The sequence below is a fragment of the Aliivibrio wodanis genome (assembly GCF_052920805.1).
In genome coordinates this window covers 1-25,487 of sequence record NZ_JBREXA010000008.1, presented here as the reverse complement: position 1 = coordinate 25,487, position 25,487 = coordinate 1, and the positions used below count along the sequence as shown (strand labels likewise).

General features: G+C 48.4%; 14 rRNA genes. All 14 read left to right on the top strand.

Annotated elements, in window-relative coordinates:
- The first annotated feature begins 60 nt into the window (after window positions 1-60).
- Window positions 61-1,603: ribosomal RNA gene (locus tag ACU5DF_RS23205) — 16S ribosomal RNA — on the top strand.
- A gap of 328 nt (window positions 1,604-1,931) precedes the next feature.
- Window positions 1,932-4,822: ribosomal RNA gene (locus tag ACU5DF_RS23200) — 23S ribosomal RNA — on the top strand.
- A gap of 136 nt (window positions 4,823-4,958) precedes the next feature.
- Window positions 4,959-5,074: ribosomal RNA gene (gene rrf, locus ACU5DF_RS23195) — 5S ribosomal RNA — on the top strand.
- Between the two features lie 401 nt (window positions 5,075-5,475).
- Window positions 5,476-7,017: ribosomal RNA gene (locus ACU5DF_RS23190) — 16S ribosomal RNA — on the top strand.
- Between the two features lie 329 nt (window positions 7,018-7,346).
- Window positions 7,347-10,237, top strand: a 23S ribosomal RNA gene (locus ACU5DF_RS23185).
- 136 nt (window positions 10,238-10,373) lie between these two features.
- Window positions 10,374-10,489, top strand: a 5S ribosomal RNA gene (gene rrf / locus ACU5DF_RS23180).
- Between the two features lie 401 nt (window positions 10,490-10,890).
- Window positions 10,891-12,432: ribosomal RNA gene (locus tag ACU5DF_RS23175) — 16S ribosomal RNA — on the top strand.
- A 329-nt stretch (window positions 12,433-12,761) separates the two neighbouring features.
- Window positions 12,762-15,637 (top strand): 23S ribosomal RNA (locus ACU5DF_RS23170).
- A gap of 137 nt (window positions 15,638-15,774) precedes the next feature.
- Window positions 15,775-15,890, top strand: a 5S ribosomal RNA gene (gene rrf / locus ACU5DF_RS23165).
- Between the two features lie 400 nt (window positions 15,891-16,290).
- A 16S ribosomal RNA gene (locus ACU5DF_RS23160) occupies window positions 16,291-17,831 on the top strand.
- Between the two features lie 329 nt (window positions 17,832-18,160).
- A 23S ribosomal RNA gene (locus ACU5DF_RS23155) occupies window positions 18,161-21,045 on the top strand.
- 136 nt (window positions 21,046-21,181) lie between these two features.
- A 5S ribosomal RNA gene (gene rrf, locus ACU5DF_RS23150) occupies window positions 21,182-21,298 on the top strand.
- Between the two features lie 410 nt (window positions 21,299-21,708).
- Window positions 21,709-23,250 (top strand): 16S ribosomal RNA (locus ACU5DF_RS23145).
- A 329-nt stretch (window positions 23,251-23,579) separates the two neighbouring features.
- Window positions 23,580-25,487, top strand: a 23S ribosomal RNA gene (locus ACU5DF_RS23140); the annotation flags it as partial.

The window sequence follows — 25,487 nt, the reverse complement described above, 5'->3', positions numbered from 1 at the left end:
AAGAAATCAGTATTAATCATTGAGCCGGTTTTGTTTCTGCTGAAACAAACCAAAAAACTTTAATTGAAGAGTTTGATCATGGCTCAGATTGAACGCTGCGGCAGGCCTAACACATGCAAGTCGAGCGGTAACAGAAATTAGCTTGCTAATTTGCTGACGAGCGGCGGACGGGTGAGTAATGCCTGGGAATATGCCTTAGTGTGGGGGATAACTATTGGAAACGATAGCTAATACCGCATAATGTCTTCGGACCAAAGAGGGGGATCTTCGGACCTCTCGCGCTAAGATTAGCCCAGGTGAGATTAGCTTGTTGGTGAGGTAAGAGCTCACCAAGGCGACGATCTCTAGCTGGTCTGAGAGGATGATCAGCCACACTGGAACTGAGACACGGTCCAGACTCCTACGGGAGGCAGCAGTGGGGAATATTGCACAATGGGCGAAAGCCTGATGCAGCCATGCCGCGTGTATGAAGAAGGCCTTCGGGTTGTAAAGTACTTTCAGTCGTGAGGAAGGGTGTGTAGTTAATAGCTGCACATCTTGACGTTAGCGACAGAAGAAGCACCGGCTAACTCCGTGCCAGCAGCCGCGGTAATACGGAGGGTGCGAGCGTTAATCGGAATTACTGGGCGTAAAGCGCATGCAGGTGGTTTGTTAAGTCAGATGTGAAAGCCCGGGGCTCAACCTCGGAACCGCATTTGAAACTGGCAAACTAGAGTGCTGTAGAGGGGGGTAGAATTTCAGGTGTAGCGGTGAAATGCGTAGAGATCTGAAGGAATACCAGTGGCGAAGGCGGCCCCCTGGACAGACACTGACACTCAGATGCGAAAGCGTGGGGAGCAAACAGGATTAGATACCCTGGTAGTCCACGCCGTAAACGATGTCTACTTGGAGGTTGTGGCCTTGAGCCGTGGCTTTCGGAGCTAACGCGTTAAGTAGACCGCCTGGGGAGTACGGTCGCAAGATTAAAACTCAAATGAATTGACGGGGGCCCGCACAAGCGGTGGAGCATGTGGTTTAATTCGATGCAACGCGAAGAACCTTACCTACTCTTGACATCCAGAGAATTCGCTAGAGATAGCTTAGTGCCTTCGGGAACTCTGAGACAGGTGCTGCATGGCTGTCGTCAGCTCGTGTTGTGAAATGTTGGGTTAAGTCCCGCAACGAGCGCAACCCTTATCCTTGTTTGCCAGCACGTAATGGTGGGAACTCCAGGGAGACTGCCGGTGATAAACCGGAGGAAGGTGGGGGACGACGTCAAGTCATCATGGCCCTTACGAGTAGGGCTACACACGTGCTACAATGGCGCATACAGAGGGCTGCAAGCTAGCGATAGTGAGCGAATCCCAAAAAGTGCGTCGTAGTCCGGATCGGAGTCTGCAACTCGACTCCGTGAAGTCGGAATCGCTAGTAATCGTGAATCAGAATGTCACGGTGAATACGTTCCCGGGCCTTGTACACACCGCCCGTCACACCATGGGAGTGGGCTGCAAAAGAAGTGGGTAGTTTAACCTTCGGGAGGACGCTCACCACTTTGTGGTTCATGACTGGGGTGAAGTCGTAACAAGGTAGCCCTAGGGGAACCTGGGGCTGGATCACCTCCTTAAACGATAGATTACGATTTATGAGTGTTCACACAGATTGATTAGGTTTTAATAAGTTGAAGTGACAGAGCTTTAATTAATGATTTCGATTATTGATTAAAGCTTTTGCTTTAAGCTCTTTAACAATTTGGAAAGCTGACTGATTTAAATAACTTACGAGTTATTCAAATCAAAATTTAAAAGTTCTTAATATCTTTTGTTTATCTTAGATAAACAAATTAAAAACACATTCAAGTGTTCTTGTATTTTGAATCCGGCGAAAAACCAGAACTCGCAATGACGAGTTCAACCTTGGTTGTTTATGCCATACGAAACCTCTTGGGGTTGTATGGTTAAGTGACTAAGCGTACACGGTGGATGCCTTGGCAGTCAGAGGCGATGAAAGACGTATTAACTTGCGATAAGCCCAGATTAGGTAGTAAAAACCTTTTGAGTCTGGGATTTCTGAATGGGGAAACCCACTAGCATAAGCTAGTATCGCTGCGTGAATACATAGCGCAGCGAAGCAAACCGGGAGAACTGAAACATCTAAGTACCCCGAGGAAGAGAAATCAACCGAGATCCCGAAAGTAGCGGCGAGCGAAATTGGGTTAGCCCTTAAGCTTTTAATGAGACAGGTGAAGCCTCTGGAAAGTGGCGCGATACAAGGTGATAGCCCTGTAACCGACATCTCATCATCAGTGAAAACGAGTAAGGCGGGACACGTGATATCCCTGTCTGAATATGGGGGGACCATCCTCCAAGGCTAAATACTACTGACTGACCGATAGTGAACCAGTACCGTGAGGGAAAGGCGAAAAGAACCCCTGTGAGGGGAGTGAAATAGAACCTGAAACCGTGTACGTACAAGCAGTAGGAGCATACTTGTTATGTGACTGCGTACCTTTTGTATAATGGGTCAGCGACTTATATTCAGTGGCAAGGTTAACCGTTTAGGGGAGCCGTAGGGAAACCGAGTCTTAACTGGGCGTTCAGTCTCTGGATATAGACCCGAAACAAGTGATCTAGCCATGGGCAGGTTGAAGATTGAGTAACATCAATTGGAGGACCGAACCGACTAATGTTGAAAAATTAGCGGATGACTTGTGGCTAGGGGTGAAAGGCCAATCAAACTTGGAGATAGCTGGTTCTCCCCGAAATCTATTTAGGTAGAGCCTCGGACGAATACTACTGGGGGTAGAGCACTGTTAAGGCTAGGGGGTCATCCCGACTTACCAACCCTTTGCAAACTCCGAATACCAGTAAGTACTATCCGGGAGACACACGGCGGGTGCTAACGTCCGTCGTGGAGAGGGAAACAACCCAGACCGCCAGCTAAGGTCCCAAAGTTATAGCTAAGTGGGAAACGATGTGGGAAGGCTCAGACAGCCAGGATGTTGGCTTAGAAGCAGCCATCATTTAAAGAAAGCGTAATAGCTCACTGGTCGAGTCGGCCTGCGCGGAAGATGTAACGGGGCTAAGCTATACACCGAAGCTGCGGCAATGCAATTTATTGTGTTGGGTAGGGGAGCGTTCTGTAAGCCGTCGAAGGTGTGCTGTAAGGCATGCTGGAGGTATCAGAAGTGCGAATGCTGACATGAGTAACGATAAAGGGGGTGAAAAACCCCCTCGCCGGAAGACCAAGGGTTCCTGTCCAACGTTAATCGGGGCAGGGTAAGTCGACCCCTAAGGCGAGGCTGAAAAGCGTAGTCGATGGGAAACGGGTTAATATTCCCGTACTTCTTATAATTGCGATGGGGGGACGGAGAAGGCTAGGTGGGCTTGGCGACGGTCGTCCAAGTTCAAGTGCGTAGGCTAAGAGTTTAGGTAAATCCGGACTCTTGTTAGGCTGAGACACGATGTCGAGCATCTACGGATGTGAAGCCATTGATGCCATGCTTCCAGGAAAAGCCTCTAAGCTTCAGATTATAAGAAATCGTACCCCAAACCGACACAGGTGGTCGAGTAGAGAATACTAAGGCGCTTGAGAGAACTCGGGTGAAGGAACTAGGCAAAATGGTACCGTAACTTCGGGAGAAGGTACGCTCCTAGCGGTGATGAGACTTGCTCTCTAAGCTGCCGGGAGTCGCAGATACCAGGTGGCTGCAACTGTTTATTAAAAACATAGCACTGTGCTAAATCGTAAGATGACGTATACGGTGTGACGCCTGCCCGGTGCTTGAAGGTTAATTGATGGGGTTAGACTTCGGTCGAAGCTCTTGATCGAAGCCCAAGTAAACGGCGGCCGTAACTATAACGGTCCTAAGGTAGCGAAATTCCTTGTCGGGTAAGTTCCGACCTGCACGAATGGCGTAATGATGGCCACGCTGTCTCCACCCGAGACTCAGTGAAATTGAAATCGCTGTGAAGATGCAGTGTACCCGCGGCTAGACGGAAAGACCCCGTTGACCTTTACTACAGCTTGGCACTGAACATTGACCCTACATGTGTAGGATAGGTGGGAGCCTTTGAAACCAGTACGCTAGTATTGGTGGAGGCAATCTTGAAATACCACCCTTGTATGCTTGATGTTCTAACGTTGGCCCCTTATCGGGGTTGCGGACAGTGCCTGGTGGGTAGTTTGACTGGGGCGGTCTCCTCCCAAAGAGTAACGGAGGAGCACGAAGGTGGGCTAAACACGGTTGGACATCGTGTGGTTAGTGCAATGGCATAAGCCCGCTTGACTGCGAGAATGACAATTCGAGCAGGTACGAAAGTAGGTCATAGTGATCCGGTGGTTCTGAAGGGAAGGGCCATCGCTCAACGGATAAAAGGTACTCCGGGGATAACAGGCTGATACCGCCCAAGAGTTCATATCGACGGCGGTGTTTGGCACCTCGATGTCGGCTCATCACATCCTGGGGCTGAAGTCGGTCCCAAGGGTATGGCTGTTCGCCATTTAAAGTGGTACGCGAGCTGGGTTTAGAACGTCGTGAGACAGTTCGGTCCCTATCTGCCGTGGGCGTTGGATGATTGAAAGGGGCTGCTCCTAGTACGAGAGGACCGGAGTGGACGAACCTCTGGTGTTCGGGTTGTTACGCCAGTAGCATTGCCCGGTAGCTAAGTTCGGGATCGATAAACGCTGAAAGCATCTAAGCGTGAAGCGAGCCTTGAGATGAGTCATCCCTGATACTATACGTATCCTAAAGGGTTGTTGGAGACTACGACGTAGATAGGCAGGGTGTGTAAGTGCTGCGAGGCATTGAGCTAACCTGTACTAATTGCCCGTGAGGCTTAACCATACAACACCCAAGGGGTTTTGAACGGATTTAAAGTTGCAAGAAACAGATTGAATGTGATTAAGAACAACTCTTTATATAGAGAAACGGCTTTCCAGATTATTATTTATCTCTTAGTGAGGTAGATAGAAAGAATTTGCTTGGCGACCATAGCGTTATGGACCCACCTGATCCCATGCCGAACTCAGAAGTGAAACGTAATAGCGCCGATGGTAGTGTGGGGTTTCCCCATGTGAGAGTAGGACATCGCCAGGCTTGAATTTGAATAAGTGCCCGTTCAATAGAACGGGCTTTTATTTCGCTCCCAGATTGTCACTGTGAGCCAAGTCAACATAACGTTTTTAAGTCTTTCATAAATAAATGAAAAAGTTGAAAATATTATCTTGACTTTCAAATCAGAAAGCGTATTATACGCAGCCTGAAGCGACGAAGCGGTAACGCTAAGTGGTTGAAAGACAAGCTCTTTAACAATTTAACCAAATCAATCTGTGTGGGCACTTGTGAGTTGATAATCACTAGTTTGCTTTTACTTTTCGAAGTGAATTCAAACAAAAATAATCAATGAACTGAGTGACTACACAAAATTACTTTTATGTAAGAAATCAGTATTAATCATTGAGCCGGTTTTGTTTCTGCTGAAACAAACCAAAAAACTTTAATTGAAGAGTTTGATCATGGCTCAGATTGAACGCTGGCGGCAGGCCTAACACATGCAAGTCGAGCGGTAACAGAAATTAGCTTGCTAATTTGCTGACGAGCGGCGGACGGGTGAGTAATGCCTGGGAATATGCCTTAGTGTGGGGGATAACTATTGGAAACGATAGCTAATACCGCATAATGTCTTCGGACCAAAGAGGGGATCTTCGGACCTCTCGCGCTAAGATTAGCCCAGGTGAGATTAGCTTGTTGGTGAGGTAAGAGCTCACCAAGGCGACGATCTCTAGCTGGTCTGAGAGGATGATCAGCCACACTGGAACTGAGACACGGTCCAGACTCCTACGGGAGGCAGCAGTGGGGAATATTGCACAATGGGCGAAAGCCTGATGCAGCCATGCCGCGTGTATGAAGAAGGCCTTCGGGTTGTAAAGTACTTTCAGTCGTGAGGAAGGGTGTGTAGTTAATAGCTGCACATCTTGACGTTAGCGACAGAAGAAGCACCGGCTAACTCCGTGCCAGCAGCCGCGGTAATACGGAGGGTGCGAGCGTTAATCGGAATTACTGGGCGTAAAGCGCATGCAGGTGGTTTGTTAAGTCAGATGTGAAAGCCCGGGGCTCAACCTCGGAACCGCATTTGAAACTGGCAAACTAGAGTGCTGTAGAGGGGGGTAGAATTTCAGGTGTAGCGGTGAAATGCGTAGAGATCTGAAGGAATACCAGTGGCGAAGGCGGCCCCCTGGACAGACACTGACACTCAGATGCGAAAGCGTGGGGAGCAAACAGGATTAGATACCCTGGTAGTCCACGCCGTAAACGATGTCTACTTGGAGGTTGTGGCCTTGAGCCGTGGCTTTCGGAGCTAACGCGTTAAGTAGACCGCCTGGGGAGTACGGTCGCAAGATTAAAACTCAAATGAATTGACGGGGGCCCGCACAAGCGGTGGAGCATGTGGTTTAATTCGATGCAACGCGAAGAACCTTACCTACTCTTGACATCCAGAGAATTCGCTAGAGATAGCTTAGTGCCTTCGGGAACTCTGAGACAGGTGCTGCATGGCTGTCGTCAGCTCGTGTTGTGAAATGTTGGGTTAAGTCCCGCAACGAGCGCAACCCTTATCCTTGTTTGCCAGCACGTAATGGTGGGAACTCCAGGGAGACTGCCGGTGATAAACCGGAGGAAGGTGGGGACGACGTCAAGTCATCATGGCCCTTACGAGTAGGGCTACACACGTGCTACAATGGCGCATACAGAGGGCTGCAAGCTAGCGATAGTGAGCGAATCCCAAAAAGTGCGTCGTAGTCCGGATCGGAGTCTGCAACTCGACTCCGTGAAGTCGGAATCGCTAGTAATCGTGAATCAGAATGTCACGGTGAATACGTTCCCGGGCCTTGTACACACCGCCCGTCACACCATGGGAGTGGGCTGCAAAAGAAGTGGGTAGTTTAACCTTCGGGAGGACGCTCACCACTTTGTGGTTCATGACTGGGGTGAAGTCGTAACAAGGTAGCCCTAGGGGAACCTGGGGCTGGATCACCTCCTTAAACGATAGATTACGATTTATGAGTGTTCACACAGATTGATTAGGTTTTAATAAGTTGAAGTGACAGAGCTTTAATTAATGATTTCGATTATTGATTAAAGCTTTTTGCTTTAAGCTCTTTAACAATTTGGAAAGCTGACTGATTTAAATAACTTACGAGTTATTCAAATCAAAATTTAAAAGTTCTTAATATCTTTTGTTTATCTTAGATAAACAAATTAAAAACACATTCAAGTGTTCTTGTATTTTGAATCCGGCGAAAAACCAGAACTCGCAATGACGAGTTCAACCTTGGTTGTTTATGCCATACGAAACCTCTTGGGGTTGTATGGTTAAGTGACTAAGCGTACACGGTGGATGCCTTGGCAGTCAGAGGCGATGAAAGACGTATTAACTTGCGATAAGCCCAGATTAGGTAGTAAAAACCTTTTGAGTCTGGGATTTCTGAATGGGGAAACCCACTAGCATAAGCTAGTATCGCTGCGTGAATACATAGCGCAGCGAAGCAAACCGGGAGAACTGAAACATCTAAGTACCCCGAGGAAGAGAAATCAACCGAGATCCCGAAAGTAGCGGCGAGCGAAATTGGGTTAGCCCTTAAGCTTTTAATGAGACAGGTGAAGCCTCTGGAAAGTGGCGCGATACAAGGTGATAGCCCTGTAACCGACATCTCATCATCAGTGAAAACGAGTAAGGCGGGACACGTGATATCCTGTCTGAATATGGGGGGACCATCCTCCAAGGCTAAATACTACTGACTGACCGATAGTGAACCAGTACCGTGAGGGAAAGGCGAAAAGAACCCCTGTGAGGGGAGTGAAATAAGAACCTGAAACCGTGTACGTACAAGCAGTAGGAGCATACTTGTTATGTGACTGCGTACCTTTTGTATAATGGGTCAGCGACTTATATTCAGTGGCAAGGTTAACCGTTTAGGGGAGCCGTAGGGAAACCGAGTCTTAACTGGGCGTTCAGTCTCTGGATATAGACCCGAAACCAAGTGATCTAGCCATGGGCAGGTTGAAGATTGAGTAACATCAATTGGAGGACCGAACCGACTAATGTTGAAAAATTAGCGGATGACTTGTGGCTAGGGGTGAAAGGCCAATCAAACTTGGAGATAGCTGGTTCTCCCCGAAATCTATTTAGGTAGAGCCTCGGACGAATACTACTGGGGGTAGAGCACTGTTAAGGCTAGGGGGTCATCCCGACTTACCAACCCTTTGCAAACTCCGAATACCAGTAAGTACTATCCGGGAGACACACGGCGGGTGCTAACGTCCGTCGTGGAGAGGGAAACAACCCAGACCGCCAGCTAAGGTCCCAAAGTTATAGCTAAGTGGGAAACGATGTGGGAAGGCTCAGACAGCCAGGATGTTGGCTTAGAAGCAGCCATCATTTAAAGAAAGCGTAATAGCTCACTGGTCGAGTCGGCCTGCGCGGAAGATGTAACGGGGCTAAGCTATACACCGAAGCTGCGGCAATGCAATTTATTGTGTTGGGTAGGGGAGCGTTCTGTAAGCCGTCGAAGGTGTGCTGTAAGGCATGCTGGAGGTATCAGAAGTGCGAATGCTGACATGAGTAACGATAAAGGGGGTGAAAAACCCCCTCGCCGGAAGACCAAGGGTTCCTGTCCAACGTTAATCGGGGCAGGGTAAGTCGACCCCTAAGGCGAGGCTGAAAAGCGTAGTCGATGGGAAACGGGTTAATATTCCCGTACTTCTTATAATTGCGATGGGGGGACGGAGAAGGCTAGGTGGGCTTGGCGACGGTCGTCCAAGTTCAAGTGCGTAGGCTAAGAGTTTAGGTAAATCCGGACTCTTGTTAGGCTGAGACACGATGTCGAGCATCTACGGATGTGAAGCCATTGATGCCATGCTTCCAGGAAAAGCCTCTAAGCTTCAGATTATAAGAAATCGTACCCCAAACCGACACAGGTGGTCGAGTAGAGAATACTAAGGCGCTTGAGAGAACTCGGGTGAAGGAACTAGGCAAAATGGTACCGTAACTTCGGGAGAAGGTACGCTCCTAGCGGTGATGAGACTTGCTCTCTAAGCTGCCGGGAGTCGCAGATACCAGGTGGCTGCAACTGTTTATTAAAAACATAGCACTGTGCTAAATCGTAAGATGACGTATACGGTGTGACGCCTGCCCGGTGCTTGAAGGTTAATTGATGGGGTTAGACTTCGGTCGAAGCTCTTGATCGAAGCCCAAGTAAACGGCGGCCGTAACTATAACGGTCCTAAGGTAGCGAAATTCCTTGTCGGGTAAGTTCCGACCTGCACGAATGGCGTAATGATGGCCACGCTGTCTCCACCCGAGACTCAGTGAAATTGAAATCGCTGTGAAGATGCAGTGTACCCGCGGCTAGACGGAAAGACCCCGTGAACCTTTACTACAGCTTGGCACTGAACATTGACCCTACATGTGTAGGATAGGTGGGAGCCTTTGAAACCAGTACGCTAGTATTGGTGGAGGCAATCTTGAAATACCACCCTTGTATGCTTGATGTTCTAACGTTGGCCCCTTATCGGGGTTGCGGACAGTGCCTGGTGGGTAGTTTGACTGGGGCGGTCTCCTCCCAAAGAGTAACGGAGGAGCACGAAGGTGGGCTAAACACGGTTGGACATCGTGTGGTTAGTGCAATGGCATAAGCCCGCTTGACTGCGAGAATGACAATTCGAGCAGGTACGAAAGTAGGTCATAGTGATCCGGTGGTTCTGAATGGAAGGGCCATCGCTCAACGGATAAAAGGTACTCCGGGGATAACAGGCTGATACCGCCCAAGAGTTCATATCGACGGCGGTGTTTGGCACCTCGATGTCGGCTCATCACATCCTGGGGCTGAAGTCGGTCCCAAGGGTATGGCTGTTCGCCATTTAAAGTGGTACGCGAGCTGGGTTTAGAACGTCGTGAGACAGTTCGGTCCCTATCTGCCTGGGCGTTGGATGATTGAAAGGGGCTGCTCCTAGTACGAGAGGACCGGAGTGGACGAACCTCTGGTGTTCGGGTTGTTACGCCAGTAGCATTGCCCGGTAGCTAAGTTCGGGATCGATAAACGCTGAAAGCATCTAAGCGTGAAGCGAGCCTTGAGATGAGTCATCCCTGATACTATACGTATCCTAAAGGGTTGTTGGAGACTACGACGTAGATAGGCAGGGTGTGTAAGTGCTGCGAGGCATTGAGCTAACCTGTACTAATTGCCCGTGAGGCTTAACCATACAACACCCAAGGGGTTTTGAACGGATTTAAAGTTGCAAGAAACAGATTGAATGTGATTAAGAACAACTCTTTATATAGAGAAACGGCTTTCCAGATTATTATTTATCTCTTAGTGAGGTAGATAGAAAGAATTTGCTTGGCGACCATAGCGTTATGGACCCACCTGATCCCATGCCGAACTCAGAAGTGAAACGTAATAGCGCCGATGGTAGTGTGGGGTTTCCCCATGTGAGAGTAGGACATCGCCAGGCTTGAATTTGAATAAGTGCCCGTTCAATAGAACGGGCTTTTATTTCGCTCCCAGATTGTCACTGTGAGCCAAGTCAACATAACGTTTTTAAGTCTTTCATAAATAAATGAAAAAGTTGAAAATATTATCTTGACTTTCAAATCAGAAAGCGTATTATACGCAGCCTGAAGCGACGAAGCGGTAACGCTAAGTGGTTGAAAGACAAGCTCTTTAACAATTTAACCAAATCAATCTGTGTGGGCACTTGTGAGTTGATAATCACTAGTTTGCTTTTACTTTTCGAAGTGAATTCAAACAAAAATAATCAATGAACTGAGTGACTACACAAAATTACTTTTATGTAAGAAATCAGTATTAATCATTGAGCCGGTTTTGTTTCTGCTGAAACAAACCAAAAAACTTTAATTGAAGAGTTTGATCATGGCTCAGATTGAACGCTGGCGGCAGGCCTAACACATGCAAGTCGAGCGGTAACAGAAATTAGCTTGCTAATTTGCTGACGAGCGGCGGACGGGTGAGTAATGCCTGGGAATATGCCTTAGTGTGGGGGATAACTATTGGAAACGATAGCTAATACCGCATAATGTCTTCGGACCAAAGAGGGGGATCTTCGGACCTCTCGCGCTAAGATTAGCCCAGGTGAGATTAGCTTGTTGGTGAGGTAAGAGCTCACCAAGGCGACGATCTCTAGCTGGTCTGAGAGGATGATCAGCCACACTGGAACTGAGACACGGTCCAGACTCCTACGGGAGGCAGCAGTGGGGAATATTGCACAATGGGCGAAAGCCTGATGCAGCCATGCCGCGTGTATGAAGAAGGCCTTCGGGTTGTAAAGTACTTTCAGTCGTGAGGAAGGGTGTGTAGTTAATAGCTGCACATCTTGACGTTAGCGACAGAAGAAGCACCGGCTAACTCCGTGCCAGCAGCCGCGGTAATACGGAGGGTGCGAGCGTTAATCGGAATTACTGGGCGTAAAGCGCATGCAGGTGGTTTGTTAAGTCAGATGTGAAAGCCCGGGGCTCAACCTCGGAACCGCATTTGAAACTGGCAAACTAGAGTGCTGTAGAGGGGGGTAGAATTTCAGGTGTAGCGGTGAAATGCGTAGAGATCTGAAGGAATACCAGTGGCGAAGGCGGCCCCTGGACAGACACTGACACTCAGATGCGAAAGCGTGGGGAGCAAACAGGATTAGATACCCTGGTAGTCCACGCCGTAAACGATGTCTACTTGGAGGTTGTGGCCTTGAGCCGTGGCTTTCGGAGCTAACGCGTTAAGTAGACCGCCTGGGGAGTACGGTCGCAAGATTAAAACTCAAATGAATTGACGGGGGCCCGCACAAGCGGTGGAGCATGTGGTTTAATTCGATGCAACGCGAAGAACCTTACCTACTCTTGACATCCAGAGAATTCGCTAGAGATAGCTTAGTGCCTTCGGGAACTCTGAGACAGGTGCTGCATGGCTGTCGTCAGCTCGTGTTGTGAAATGTTGGGTTAAGTCCCGCAACGAGCGCAACCCTTATCCTTGTTTGCCAGCACGTAATGGTGGGAACTCCAGGGAGACTGCCGGTGATAAACCGGAGGAAGGTGGGGACGACGTCAAGTCATCATGGCCCTTACGAGTAGGGCTACACACGTGCTACAATGGCGCATACAGAGGGCTGCAAGCTAGCGATAGTGAGCGAATCCCAAAAAGTGCGTCGTAGTCCGGATCGGAGTCTGCAACTCGACTCCGTGAAGTCGGAATCGCTAGTAATCGTGAATCAGAATGTCACGGTGAATACGTTCCCGGGCCTTGTACACACCGCCCGTCACACCATGGGAGTGGGCTGCAAAAGAAGTGGGTAGTTTAACCTTCGGGAGGACGCTCACCACTTTGTGGTTCATGACTGGGGTGAAGTCGTAACAAGGTAGCCCTAGGGGAACCTGGGGCTGGATCACCTCCTTAAACGATAGATTACGATTTATGAGTGTTCACACAGATTGATTAGGTTTTAATAAGTTGAAGTGACAGAGCTTTAATTAATGATTTCGATTATTGATTAAAGCTTTTTGCTTTAAGCTCTTTAACAATTTGGAAAGCTGACTGATTTAAATAACTTACGAGTTATTCAAATCAAAATTTAAAAGTTCTTAATATCTTTTGTTTATCTTAGATAAACAAATTAAAAACACATTCAAGTGTTCTTGTATTTTGAATCCGGCGAAAAACCAGAACTCGCAATGACGAGTTCAACCTTGGTTGTTTATGCCATACGAAACCTCTTGGGGTTGTATGGTTAAGTGACTAAGCGTACACGGTGGATGCCTTGGCAGTCAGAGGCGATGAAAGACGTATTAACTTGCGATAAGCCCAGATTAGGTAGTAAAAACCTTTTGAGTCTGGGATTTCTGAATGGGGAAACCCACTAGCATAAGCTAGTATCGCTGCGTGAATACATAGCGCAGCGAAGCAAACCGGGAGAACTGAAACATCTAAGTACCCCGAGGAAGAGAAATCAACCGAGATCCCGAAAGTAGCGGCGAGCGAAATTGGGTTAGCCCTTAAGCTTTTAATGAGACAGGTGAAGCCTCTGGAAAGTGGCGCGATACAAGGTGATAGCCCTGTAACCGACATCTCATCATCAGTGAAAACGAGTAAGGCGGGACACGTGATATCCTGTCTGAATATGGGGGGACCATCCTCCAAGGCTAAATACTACTGACTGACCGATAGTGAACCAGTACCGTGAGGGAAAGGCGAAAAGAAGGGGAGTGAAATAGAACCTGAAACCGTGTACGTACAAGCAGTAGGAGCATACTTGTTATGTGACTGCGTACCTTTTGTATAATGGGTCAGCGACTTATATTCAGTGGCAAGGTTAACCGTTTAGGGGAGCCGTAGGGAAACCGAGTCTTAACTGGGCGTTCAGTCTCTGGATATAGACCCGAAACCAAGTGATCTAGCCATGGGCAGGTTGAAGATTGAGTAACATCAATTGGAGGACCGAACCGACTAATGTTGAAAAATTAGCGGATGACTTGTGGCTAGGGGTGAAAGGCCAATCAAACTTGGAGATAGCTGGTTCTCCCCGAAATCTATTTAGGTAGAGCCTCGGACGAATACTACTGGGGGTAGAGCACTGTTAAGGCTAGGGGGTCATCCCGACTTACCAACCCTTTGCAAACTCCGAATACCAGTAAGTACTATCCGGGAGACACACGGCGGGTGCTAACGTCCGTCGTGGAGAGGAAACAACCCAGACCGCCAGCTAAGGTCCCAAAGTTATAGCTAAGTGGGAAACGATGTGGGAAGGCTCAGACAGCCAGGATGTTGGCTTAGAAGCAGCCATCATTTAAAGAAAGCGTATAGCTCACTGGTCGAGTCGGCCTGCGCGGAAGAAGTAACGGGCTAAGCTATACACCGAAGCTGCGGCAATGCAATTTATTGTGTTGGGTAGGGGAGCGTTCTGTAAGCCGTCGAAGGTGTGCTGTAAGGCATGCTGGAGGTATCAGAAGTGCGAATGCTGACATGAGTAACGATAAAGGGGGTGAAAAACCCCCTCGCCGGAAGACCAAGGGTTCCTGTCCAACGTTAATCGGGGCAGGGTAAGTCGACCCCTAAGGCGAGGCTGAAAAGCGTAGTCGATGGGAAACGGGTTAATATTCCCGTACTTCTTATAATTGCGATGGGGGAACGGAGAAGGCTAGGTGGGTTTGGCGACGGTCGTCCAAGTTCAAGTGCGTAGGCTAAGAGTTTAGGTAAATCCGGACTCTTGTTAGGCTGAGACACGATGTCGAGCATCTACGGATGTGAAGCCATTGATGCCATGCTTCCAGGAAAAGCCTCTAAGCTTCAGATTATAAGAAATCGTACCCCAAACCGACACAGGTGGTCGAGTAGAGAATACTAAGGCGCTTGAGAGAACTCGGGTGAAGGAACTAGGCAAAATGGTACCGTAACTTCGGGAGAAGGTACGCTCCTAGCGGTGATGAGACTTGCTCTCTAAGCTGCAGGAAGTCGCAGATACCAGGTGGCTGCAACTGTTTATTAAAAACATAGCACTGTGCTAAATCGTAAGATGACGTATACGGTGTGACGCCTGCCCGGTGCTTGAAGGTTAATTGATGGGGTTAGACTTCGGTCGAAGCTCTTGATCGAAGCCCAAGTAAACGGCGGCCGTAACTATAACGGTCCTAAGGTAGCGAAATTCCTTGTCGGTAAGTTCCGACCTGCACGAATGGCGTAATGATGGCCACGCTGTCTCCACCCGAGACTCAGTGAAATTGAAATCGCTGTGAAGATGCAGTGTACCCGCGGCTAGACGGAAAGACCCCGTGAACCTTTACTACAGCTTGGCACTGAACATTGACCCTACATGTGTAGGATAGGTGGGAGCCTTTGAAACAGTACGCTAGTATTGGTGGAGGCAATCTTGAAATACCACCCTTGTATGCTTGATGTTCTAACGTTGGCCCCTTATCGGGGTTGCGGACAGTGCCTGGTGGGTAGTTTGACTGGGGCGGTCTCCTCCCAAAGAGTAACGGAGGAGCACGAAGGTGGCTCGAACCCAGTTTGACCCTCGGTTGTTCATTGCAGTGCATAAGCCCGCTTGACTGCGAGAATGACAATTCGAGCAGGTACGAAAGTAGGTCATAGTGATCCGGTGGTTCTGAATGGAAGGGCCATCGCTCAACGGATAAAAGGTACTCCGGGATAACAGGCTGATACCGCCCAGGAGTTCATATCGACTGCGGTGTTTGGCACCGCGATGTCGGCTCATCACATCCGTGGGCTGAAGTCGGTCCCAAGGGTATGGCTGTTCGCCATTTAAAGTGGTACGCGAGCTGGGTTTAGAACGTCGTGAGACAGTTCGGTCCCTATCTGCCGTGGGCGTTGGATGATTGAAAGGGGCTGCTCCTAGTACGAGAGGACCGGAGTGGACGAACCTCTGGTGTTCGGGTTGTTACGCCAGTAGCATTGCCCGGTAGCTAAGTTCGGGATCGATAAACGCTGAAAGCATCTAAGCGTGAAGCGAGCCTTGAGATGAGTCATCCCTGATACTATACGTATCCTAAAGGGTTGTTGGAGACTACGACGTAGATAGGCAGGGTGTGTAAGTGCTGCGAGGCATTGAGCTAACCTGTACTAATTGCCCGTGAGGCTTAACCATACAACACCCAAGGGGTTTTGAACGGATTTAAAGTTGCAAGAAACAGATTGAATGTGATTAAGAACAACTCTTTATATAGAGAAACGGCTTTCCAGATTATTATTTATCTCTTTAGTGAGGTAGATAGAAAGAATTTGCTTGGCGACCATAGCGTTATGGACCCACCTGATCCCATGCCGAACTCAGAAGTGAAACGTAATAGCGCCGATGGTAGTGTGGGGTTTCCCCATGTGAGAGTAGGACATCGCCAGGCTTGAATTTGAATAAGTGCCCGTTCAATAGAACGGGCTTTATTTCGCTCCCAGATTGTCACTGTGAGCCAAGTCAACATAACGTTTTTAAGTCTTTCATAAATAAATGAAAAAGTTGAAAATATTATCTTGACTTTCAAATCAGAAAGCGTATTATACGCAGCCTGAAGCGACGAAGCGGTAACGCTAAGTGGTTGAAAGACAAGCTCTTTAACAATTTAACCAAATCAATCTGTGTGGGCACTTGTGAGTTGATAATCACTAGTTTGCTTTTACTTTTCGAAGTGAATTCAAACAAAAATAATCAATGAACTGAGTGACTACACAAAATTACTTTTATGTAAGAAATCAGTATTAATCATTGAGCCGGTTTTGTTTCTGCTGAAACAAACCAAAAAACTTTAATTGAAGAGTTTGATCATGGCTCAGATTGAACGCTGGCGGCAGGCCTAACACATGCAAGTCGAGCGGTAACAGAAATTAGCTTGCTAATTTGCTGACGAGCGGCGGACGGGTGAGTAATGCCTGGGAATATGCCTTAGTGTGGGGGATAACTATTGGAAACGATAGCTAATACCGCATAATGTCTTCGGACCAAAGAGGGGGATCTTCGGACCTCTCGCGCTAAGATTAGCCCAGGTGAGATTAGCTTGTTGGTGAGGTAAGAGCTCACCAAGGCGACGATCTCTAGCTGGTCTGAGAGGATGATCAGCCACACTGGAACTGAGACACGGTCCAGACTCCTACGGGAGGCAGCAGTGGGGAATATTGCACAATGGGCGAAAGCCTGATGCAGCCATGCCGCGTGTATGAAGAAGGCCTTCGGGTTGTAAAGTACTTTCAGTCGTGAGGAAGGGTGTGTAGTTAATAGCTGCACATCTTGACGTTAGCGACAGAAGAAGCACCGGCTAACTCCGTGCCAGCAGCCGCGGTAATACGGAGGGTGCGAGCGTTAATCGGAATTACTGGGCGTAAAGCGCATGCAGGTGGTTTGTTAAGTCAGATGTGAAAGCCCGGGGCTCAACCTCGGAACCGCATTTGAAACTGGCAAACTAGAGTGCTGTAGAGGGGGGTAGAATTTCAGGTGTAGCGGTGAAACTGCGTAGAGATCTGAAGGAATACCAGTGGCGAAGGCTGCCCCCTGGACAGACACTGACACTCAGATGCGAAAGCGTGGGGAGCAAACAGGATTAGATACCCTGGTAGTCCACGCCGTAAACGATGTCTACTTGGAGGTTGTGGCCTTGAGCCGTGGCTTTCGGAGCTAACGCGTTAAGTAGACCGCCTGGGGAGTACGGTCGCAAGATTAAAACTCTAAATGAATTGACGGGGGCCCGCACAAGCGGTGGAGCATGTGGTTTAATTCGATGCAACGCGAAGAACCTTACCTACTCTTGACATCCAGAGAATTCGCTAGAGATAGCTTAGTGCCTTCGGGAACTCTGAGACAGGTGCTGCATGGCTGTCGTCAGCTCGTGTTGTGAAATGTTGGGTTAAGTCCCGCAACGAGCGCAACCCTTATCCTTGTTTGCCAGCACGTAATGGTGGGAACTCCAGGAGACTGCCGGTGATAAACCGGAGGAAGGTGGGGACGACGTCAAGTCATCATGGCCCTTACGAGTAGGGCTACACACGTGCTACAATGGCGCATACAGAGGGCTGCAAGCTAGCGATGTGAGCGAATCCCAAAAAGTGCGTCGTAGTCCGGATCGGAGTCTGCAACTCGACTCCGTGAAGTCGGAATCGCTAGTAATCGTGAATCAGAATGTCACGGTGATTCGTTCCCCGGCCTTGTACACACCGCCCGTCACACCATGGGAGTGGGCTGCAAAAGAAGTGGGTAGTTTAACCTTCGGGAGGACGCTCACCACTTTGTGGTTCATGACTGGGGTGAAGTCGTAACAAGGTAGCCTAGGGGAACCTGGGGCTGGATCACCTCCTTAAACGATAGATTACGATTTATGAGTGTTCACACAGATTGATTAGGTTTTAATAAGTTGAAGTGACAGAGCTTTAATTAATGATTTCGATTATTGATTAAAGCTTTTTGCTTTAAGCTCTTTAACAATTTGGAAAGCTGACTGATTTAAATAACTTACGAGTTATTCAAATCAAAATTTAAAAGTTCTTAATATCTTTTGTTTATCTTAGATAAACAAATTAAAAACACATTCAAGTGTTCTTGTATTTTGAATCCGGCGAAAAACCAGAACTCGCAATGACGAGTTCAACCTTGGTTGTTTATGCCATACGAAACCTCTTGGGGTTGTATGGTTAAGTGACTAAGCGTACACGGTGGATGCCTTGGCAGTCAGAGGCGATGAAAGACGTATTAACTTGCGATAAGCCCAGATTAGGTAGTAAAAACCTTTTGAGTCTGGGATTTCTGAATGGGGAAACCCACTAGCATAAGCTAGTATCGCTGCGTGAATACATAGCGCAGCGAAGCAAACCGGGAGAACTGAAACATCTAAGTACCCCGAGGAAGAGAAATCAACCGAGATCCCGAAAGTAGCGGCGAGCGAAATTGGGTTAGCCCTTAAGCTTTTAATGAGACAGGTGAAGCCTCTGGAAAGTGGCGCGATACAAGGTGATAGCCCTGTAACCGACATCTCATCATCAGTGAAAACGAGTAAGGCGGACACGTGATATCCTGTCTGAATATTGGGGGACCATCCTCCAAGGCTAAATACTACTGACTGACCGATAGTGAACCAGTACCGTGAGGGAAAGGCGAAAAGAACCCCTGTGAGGGGAGTGAAATAGAACCTGAAACCGTGTACGTACAAGCAGTAGGAGCATACTTGTTATGTGACTGCGTACCTTTTGTATAATGGGTCAGCGACTTATATTCAGTGGCAAGGTTAACCGTTTAGGGGAGCCGTAGGGAAACCGAGTCTTAACTGGGCGTTCAGTCTCTGGATATAGACCCGAAACCAAGTGATCTAGCCATGGGCAGGTTGAAGATTGAGTAACATCAATTGGAGGACCGAACCGACTAATGTTGAAAAATTAGCGGATGACTTGTGGCTAGGGGTGAAAGGCCAATCAAACTTGGAGATAGCTGGTTCTCCCCGAAATCTATTTAGGTAGAGCCTCGGACGAATACTACTGGGGGTAGAGCACTGTTAAGGCTAGGGGTTCATCCCGACTTACCAACCTTTGCAAACTCCGAATACCAGTAAGTACTATCCGGGAGACACACGGCGGGTGCTAACGTCCGTCGTGGAGAGGGAAACAACCCAGACCGCCAGCTAAGGTCCCAAAGTTATAGCTAAGTGGGAAACGATGTGGGAAGGCTCAGACAGCCAGGATGTTGGCTTAGAAGCAGCCATCATTTAAAGAAAGCGTAATAGCTCACTGGTCGAGTCGGCCTGCGCGGAAGATGTAACGGGGCTAAGCTATACACCGAAGCTGCGGCAATGCAATTTATTGTGTTGGGTAGGGGAGCGTTCTGTAAGCCGTCGAAGGTGTGCTGTAAGGCATGCTGGAGGTATCAGAAGTGCGAATGCTGACATGAGTAACGATAAAGGGGGTGAAAAACCCCCTCGCCGGAAGACCAAGGGTTCCTGTCCAACGTTAATCGGGGCAGGGTAAGTCGACCCCTAAGGCGAGGCTGAAAAGCGTAGTCGATGGGAAACGGGTTAATATTCCCGTACTTCTTATAATTGCGATGGGGGACGGAGAAGGCTAGGTGGGCTTGGCGACGGTCGTCCAAGTTCAAGTGCGTAGGCTAAGAGTTTAGGTAAATCCGGACTCTTGTTAGGCTGAGACACGATGTCGAGCATCTACGGATGTGAAGCCATTGATGCCATGCTTCCAGGAAAAGCCTCTAAGCTTCAGATTATAAGAAATCGTACCCCAAACCGACACAGGTGGTCGAGTAGAGAATACTAAGGCGCTTGAGAGAACTCGGGTGAAGGAACTAGGCAAAATGGTACCGTAACTTCGGGAGAAGGTACGCTCCTAGCGGTGATGAGACTTGCTCTCTAAGCTGCCGGGAGTCGCAGATACCAGGTGGCTGCAACTGTTTATTAAAAACATAGCACTGTGCTAAATCGTAAGATGACGTATACGGTGTGACGCCTGCCCGGTGCTTGAAGGTTAATTGATGGGGTTAGACTTCGGTCGAAGCTCTTGATCGAAGCCCAAGTAAACGGCGGCGTAACTATAACGGTCCTAAGGTAGCGAAATTCCTTGTCGGGTAAGTTCCGACCTGCACGAATGGCGTAATGATGGCCACGCTGTCTCCACCCGAGACTCAGTGAAATTGAAATCGCTGTGAAGATGCAGTGTACCCGCGGCTAGACGGAAAGACCCCGTGAACCTTTACTACAGCTTGGCACTGAACATTGACCCTACATGTGTAGGATAGGTGGGAGCCTTTGAAACCAGTACGCTAGTATTGGTGGAGGCAATCTTGAAATACCACCCTTGTATGCTTGATGTTCTAACGTTGGCCCCTTATCGGGGTTGCGGACAGTGCCTGGTGGGTAGTTTGACTGGGGCGGTCTCCTCCCAAAGAGTAACGGAGGAGCACGAAGGTGGGCTAAACACGGTTGGACATCGTGTGGTTAGTGCAATGGCATAAGCCCGCTTGACTGCGAGAATGACAATTCGAGCAGGTACGAAAGTAGGTCATAGTGATCCGGTGGTTCTGAATGGAAGGGCCATCGCTCAACGGATAAAAGGTACTCCGGGGATAACAGGCTGATACCGCCCAAGAGTTCATATCGACGGCGGTGTTTGGCACCTCGATGTCGGCTCATCACATCCTGGGGCTGAAGTCGGTCCCAAGGGTATGGCTGTTCGCCATTAAAGGGGTACGCGAGCTGGGTTTAGAACGTCGTGAGACAGTTCGGTCCCTATCTGCCGTGGGCGTTGGATGAGTGAAAGGGGCTGCTCTAGTACGAGAGGACCGGAGTGGACGAACCTCTGGTGTTCGGGTTGTTACGCCAGTAGCATTGCCCGGTAGCTAAGTTCGGGATCGATAAACGCTGAAAGCATCTAAGCGTGAAGCGAGCCTTGAGATGAGTCATCCCTGATACTATACGTATCCTAAAGGGTTGTTGGAGACTACGACGTAGATAGGCAGGGTGTGTAAGTGCTGCGAGGCATTGAGCTAACCTGTACTAATTGCCCGTGAGGCTTAACCATACAACACCCAAGGGGTTTTGAACGGATTTAAAGTTGCAAGAAACAGATTGAATGTGATTAAGAACAACTCTTTATATAGAGAAACGGCTTTCCAGATTATTATTTATCTCTTAGTGAGGTAGATAGAAAGAATTTGCTTGGCGACCATAGCGTTATGGACCCACCTGATCCCATGCCGAACTCAGAAGTGAAACGTAATAGCGCCGATGGTAGTTTGTGGGTTTTCCCATGTGAGAGTAGGACATCGCCAGGCTTGAATTTGAATAAGTGCCCGTTCAATAGAACGGGCTTTTATTTCGCTCCCAGATTGTCACTGTGAGCCAAGTCAACATAACGTTTTTAAGTCTTTCATAAATAAATGAAAAAGTTGAAAATATTATCTTGACTTTCAAATCAGAAAGCGTATTATACGCAGCCTGAAGCGACGAAGCGGTAACGCTAAGTGGTTGAAAGACAAGCTCTTTAACAATTTAACCAAATCAATCTGTGTGGGCACTTGTGAGTTGATAATCACTAGTTTGCTTTTACTTTTCGAAGTGAATTCAAACAAAAATAATCAATGAACTGAGTGACTACACAAAATTACTTTTATGTAAGAAATCAGTATTAATCATTGAGCCGGTTTTGTTTCTGCTGAAACAAACCAAAAAACTTTAATTACTTTAATTGAAGAGTTTGATCATGGCTCAGATTGAACGCTGGCGGCAGGCCTAACACATGCAAGTCGAGCGGTAACAGAAATTAGCTTGCTAATTTGCTGACGAGCGGCGGACGGGTGAGTAATGCCTGGGAATATGCCTTAGTGTGGGGGATAACTATTGGAAACGATAGCTAATACCGCATAATGTCTTCGGACCAAAGAGGGGGATCTTCGGACCTCTCGCGCTAAGATTAGCCCAGGTGAGATTAGCTTGTTGGTGAGGTAAGAGCTCACCAAGGCGACGATCTCTAGCTGGTCTGAGAGGATGATCAGCCACACTGGAACTGAGACACGGTCCAGACTCCTACGGGAGGCAGCAGTGGGGAATATTGCACAATGGGCGAAAGCCTGATGCAGCCATGCCGCGTGTATGAAGAAGGCCTTCGGGTTGTAAAGTACTTTCAGTCGTGAGGAAGGGTGTGTAGTTAATAGCTGCACATCTTGACGTTAGCGACAGAAGAAGCACCGGCTAACTCCGTGCCAGCAGCCGCGGTAATACGGAGGGTGCGAGCGTTAATCGGAATTACTGGGCGTAAAGCGCATGCAGGTGGTTTGTTAAGTCAGATGTGAAAGCCCGGGGCTCAACCTCGGAACCGCATTTGAAACTGGCAAACTAGAGTGCTGTAGAGGGGGTAGAATTTCAGGTGTAGCGGTGAAATGCGTAGAGATCTGAAGGAATACCAGTGGCGAAGGCGGCCCCCTGGACAGACACTGACACTCAGATGCGAAAGCGTGGGGAGCAAACAGGATTAGATACCCTGGTAGTCCACGCCGTAAACGATGTCTACTTGGAGGTTGTGGCCTTGAGCCGTGGCTTTCGGAGCTAACGCGTTAAGTAGACCGCCTGGGGAGTACGGTCGCAAGATTAAAACTCAAATGAATTGACGGGGGCCCGCACAAGCGGTGGAGCATGTGGTTTAATTCGATGCAACGCGAAGAACCTTACCTACTCTTGACATCCAGAGAATTCGCTAGAGATAGCTTAGTGCCTTCGGGAACTCTGAGACAGGTGCTGCATGGCTGTCGTCAGCTCGTGTTGTGAAATGTTGGGTTAAGTCCCGCAACGAGCGCAACCCTTATCCTTGTTTGCCAGCACGTAATGGTGGGAACTCCAGGGAGACTGCCGGTGATAAACCGGAGGAAGGTGGGGACGACGTCAAGTCATCATGGCCCTTACGAGTAGGGCTACACACGTGCTACAATGGCGCATACAGAGGGCTGCAAGCTAGCGATAGTGAGCGAATCCCAAAAAGTGCGTCGTAGTCCGGATCGGAGTCTGCAACTCGACTCCGTGAAGTCGGAATCGCTAGTAATCGTGAATCAGAATGTCACGGTGAATACGTTCCCGGGCCTTGTACACACCGCCCGTCACACCATGGGAGTGGGCTGCAAAAGAAGTGGGTAGTTTAACCTTCGGGAGGACGCTCACCACTTTGTGGTTCATGACTGGGGTGAAGTCGTAACAAGGTAGCCCTAGGGGAACCTGGGGCTGGATCACCTCCTTAAACGATAGATTACGATTTATGAGTGTTCACACAGATTGATTAGGTTTTAATAAGTTGAAGTGACAGAGCTTTAATTAATGATTTCGATTATTGATTAAAGCTTTTTGCTTTAAGCTCTTTAACAATTTGGAAAGCTGACTGATTTAAATAACTTACGAGTTATTCAAATCAAAATTTAAAAGTTCTTAATATCTTTTGTTTATCTTAGATAAACAAATTAAAAACACATTCAAGTGTTCTTGTATTTTGAATCCGGCGAAAAACCAGAACTCGCAATGACGAGTTCAACCTTGGTTGTTTATGCCATACGAAACCTCTTGGGGTTGTATGGTTAAGTGACTAAGCGTACACGGTGGATGCCTTGGCAGTCAGAGGCGATGAAAGACGTATTAACTTGCGATAAGCCCAGATTAGGTAGTAAAAACCTTTTGAGTCTGGGATTTCTGAATGGGGAAACCCACTAGCATAAGCTAGTATCGCTGCGTGAATACATAGCGCAGCGAAGCAAACCGGGAGAACTGAAACATCTAAGTACCCCGAGGAAGAGAAATCAACCGAGATCCCGAAAGTAGCGGCGAGCGAAATTGGGTTAGCCCTTAAGCTTTTAATGAGACAGGTGAAGCCTCTGGAAAGTGGCGCGATACAAGGTGATAGCCCTGTAACCGACATCTCATCATCAGTGAAAACGAGTAAGGCGGGACACGTGATATCCTGTCTGAATATGGGGGGACCATCCTCCAAGGCTAAATACTACTGACTGACCGATAGTGAACCAGTACCGTGAGGGAAAGGCGAAAAGAACCCCTGTGAGGGGAGTGAAATAGAACCTGAAACCGTGTACGTACAAGCAGTAGGAGCATACTTGTTATGTGACTGCGTACCTTTTGTATAATGGGTCAGCGACTTATATTCAGTGGCAAGGTTAACCGTTTAGGGGAGCCGTAGGGAAACCGAGTCTTAACTGGGCGTTCAGTCTCTGGATATAGACCCGAAACCAAGTGATCTAGCCATGGGCAGGTTGAAGATTGAGTAACATCAATTGGAGGACCGAACCGACTAATGTTGAAAAATTAGCGGATGACTTGTGGCTAGGGGTGAAAGGCCAATCAAACTTGGAGATAGCTGGTTCTCCCCGAAATCTATTTAGGTAGAGCCTCGGACGAATACTACTGGGGGTAGAGCACTGTTAAGGCTAGGGGGTCATCCCGACTTACCAACCCTTTGCAAACTCCGAATACCAGTAAGTACTATCCGGGAGACACACGGCGGGTGCTAACGTCCGTCGTGGAGAGGGAAACAACCCAGACCGCCAGCTAAGGTCCCAAAGTTATAGCTAAGTGGGAAACGATGTGGGAAGGCTCAGACAGCCAGGATGTTGGCTTAGAAGCAGCCATCATTTAAAGAAAGCGTAATAGCTCACTGGTCGAGTCGGCCTGCGCGGAAGATGTAACGGGGCTAAGCTATACACCGAAGCTGCGGCAATGCAATTTATTGTGTTGGGTAGGGGAGCGTTCTGTAAGCCGTCGAAGGTGTGCTGTAAGGCATGCTGGAGGTATCAGAAGTGCGAATGCTGACATGAGTAACGATAAAGGGGGTGAAAAACCCCCTCGCCGGAAGACCAAGGGTTCCTGTCCAACGTTAATCGGGGCAGGGTAAGTCGACCCCTAAGGCGAGGCTGAAAAGCGTAGTCGATGGGAAACGGGTTAATATTCCCGTACTTCTTATAATTGCGATGGGGGGACGGAGAAGGCTAGGTGGGCTTGGCGACGGTCGTCCAAGTTCAAGTGCGTAGGCTAAGAGTTTAGGTAAATCCGGACTCTTGTTAGGCTGAGACACGATGTCGAGCATCTACGGATGTGAAGCCATTGATGCCATGCTTCCAGGAAAAGCCTCTAAGCTTCAGATTATAAGAAATCGTACCCCAAACCGACACAGGTGGTCGAGTAGAGAATACTAAGGCGCTTGAGAGAACTCGGGTGAAGGAACTAGGCAAAATGGTACCGTAACTTCGGGAGAAGGTACGCTCCTAGCGGTGATGAGACTTGCTCTCTAAGCTGCCGGGAGTCGCAGATACCAGGTGGCTGCAACTGTTTATTAAAAACATAGCACTGTGCTAAATCGTAAGATGACGTATACGGTGTGACGCCTGCCCGGTGCTTGAAGGTTAATTGATGGGGTTAGACTTCGGTCGAAGCTCTTGATCGAAGCCCAAGTAAACGGCGGCCGTAACTATAACA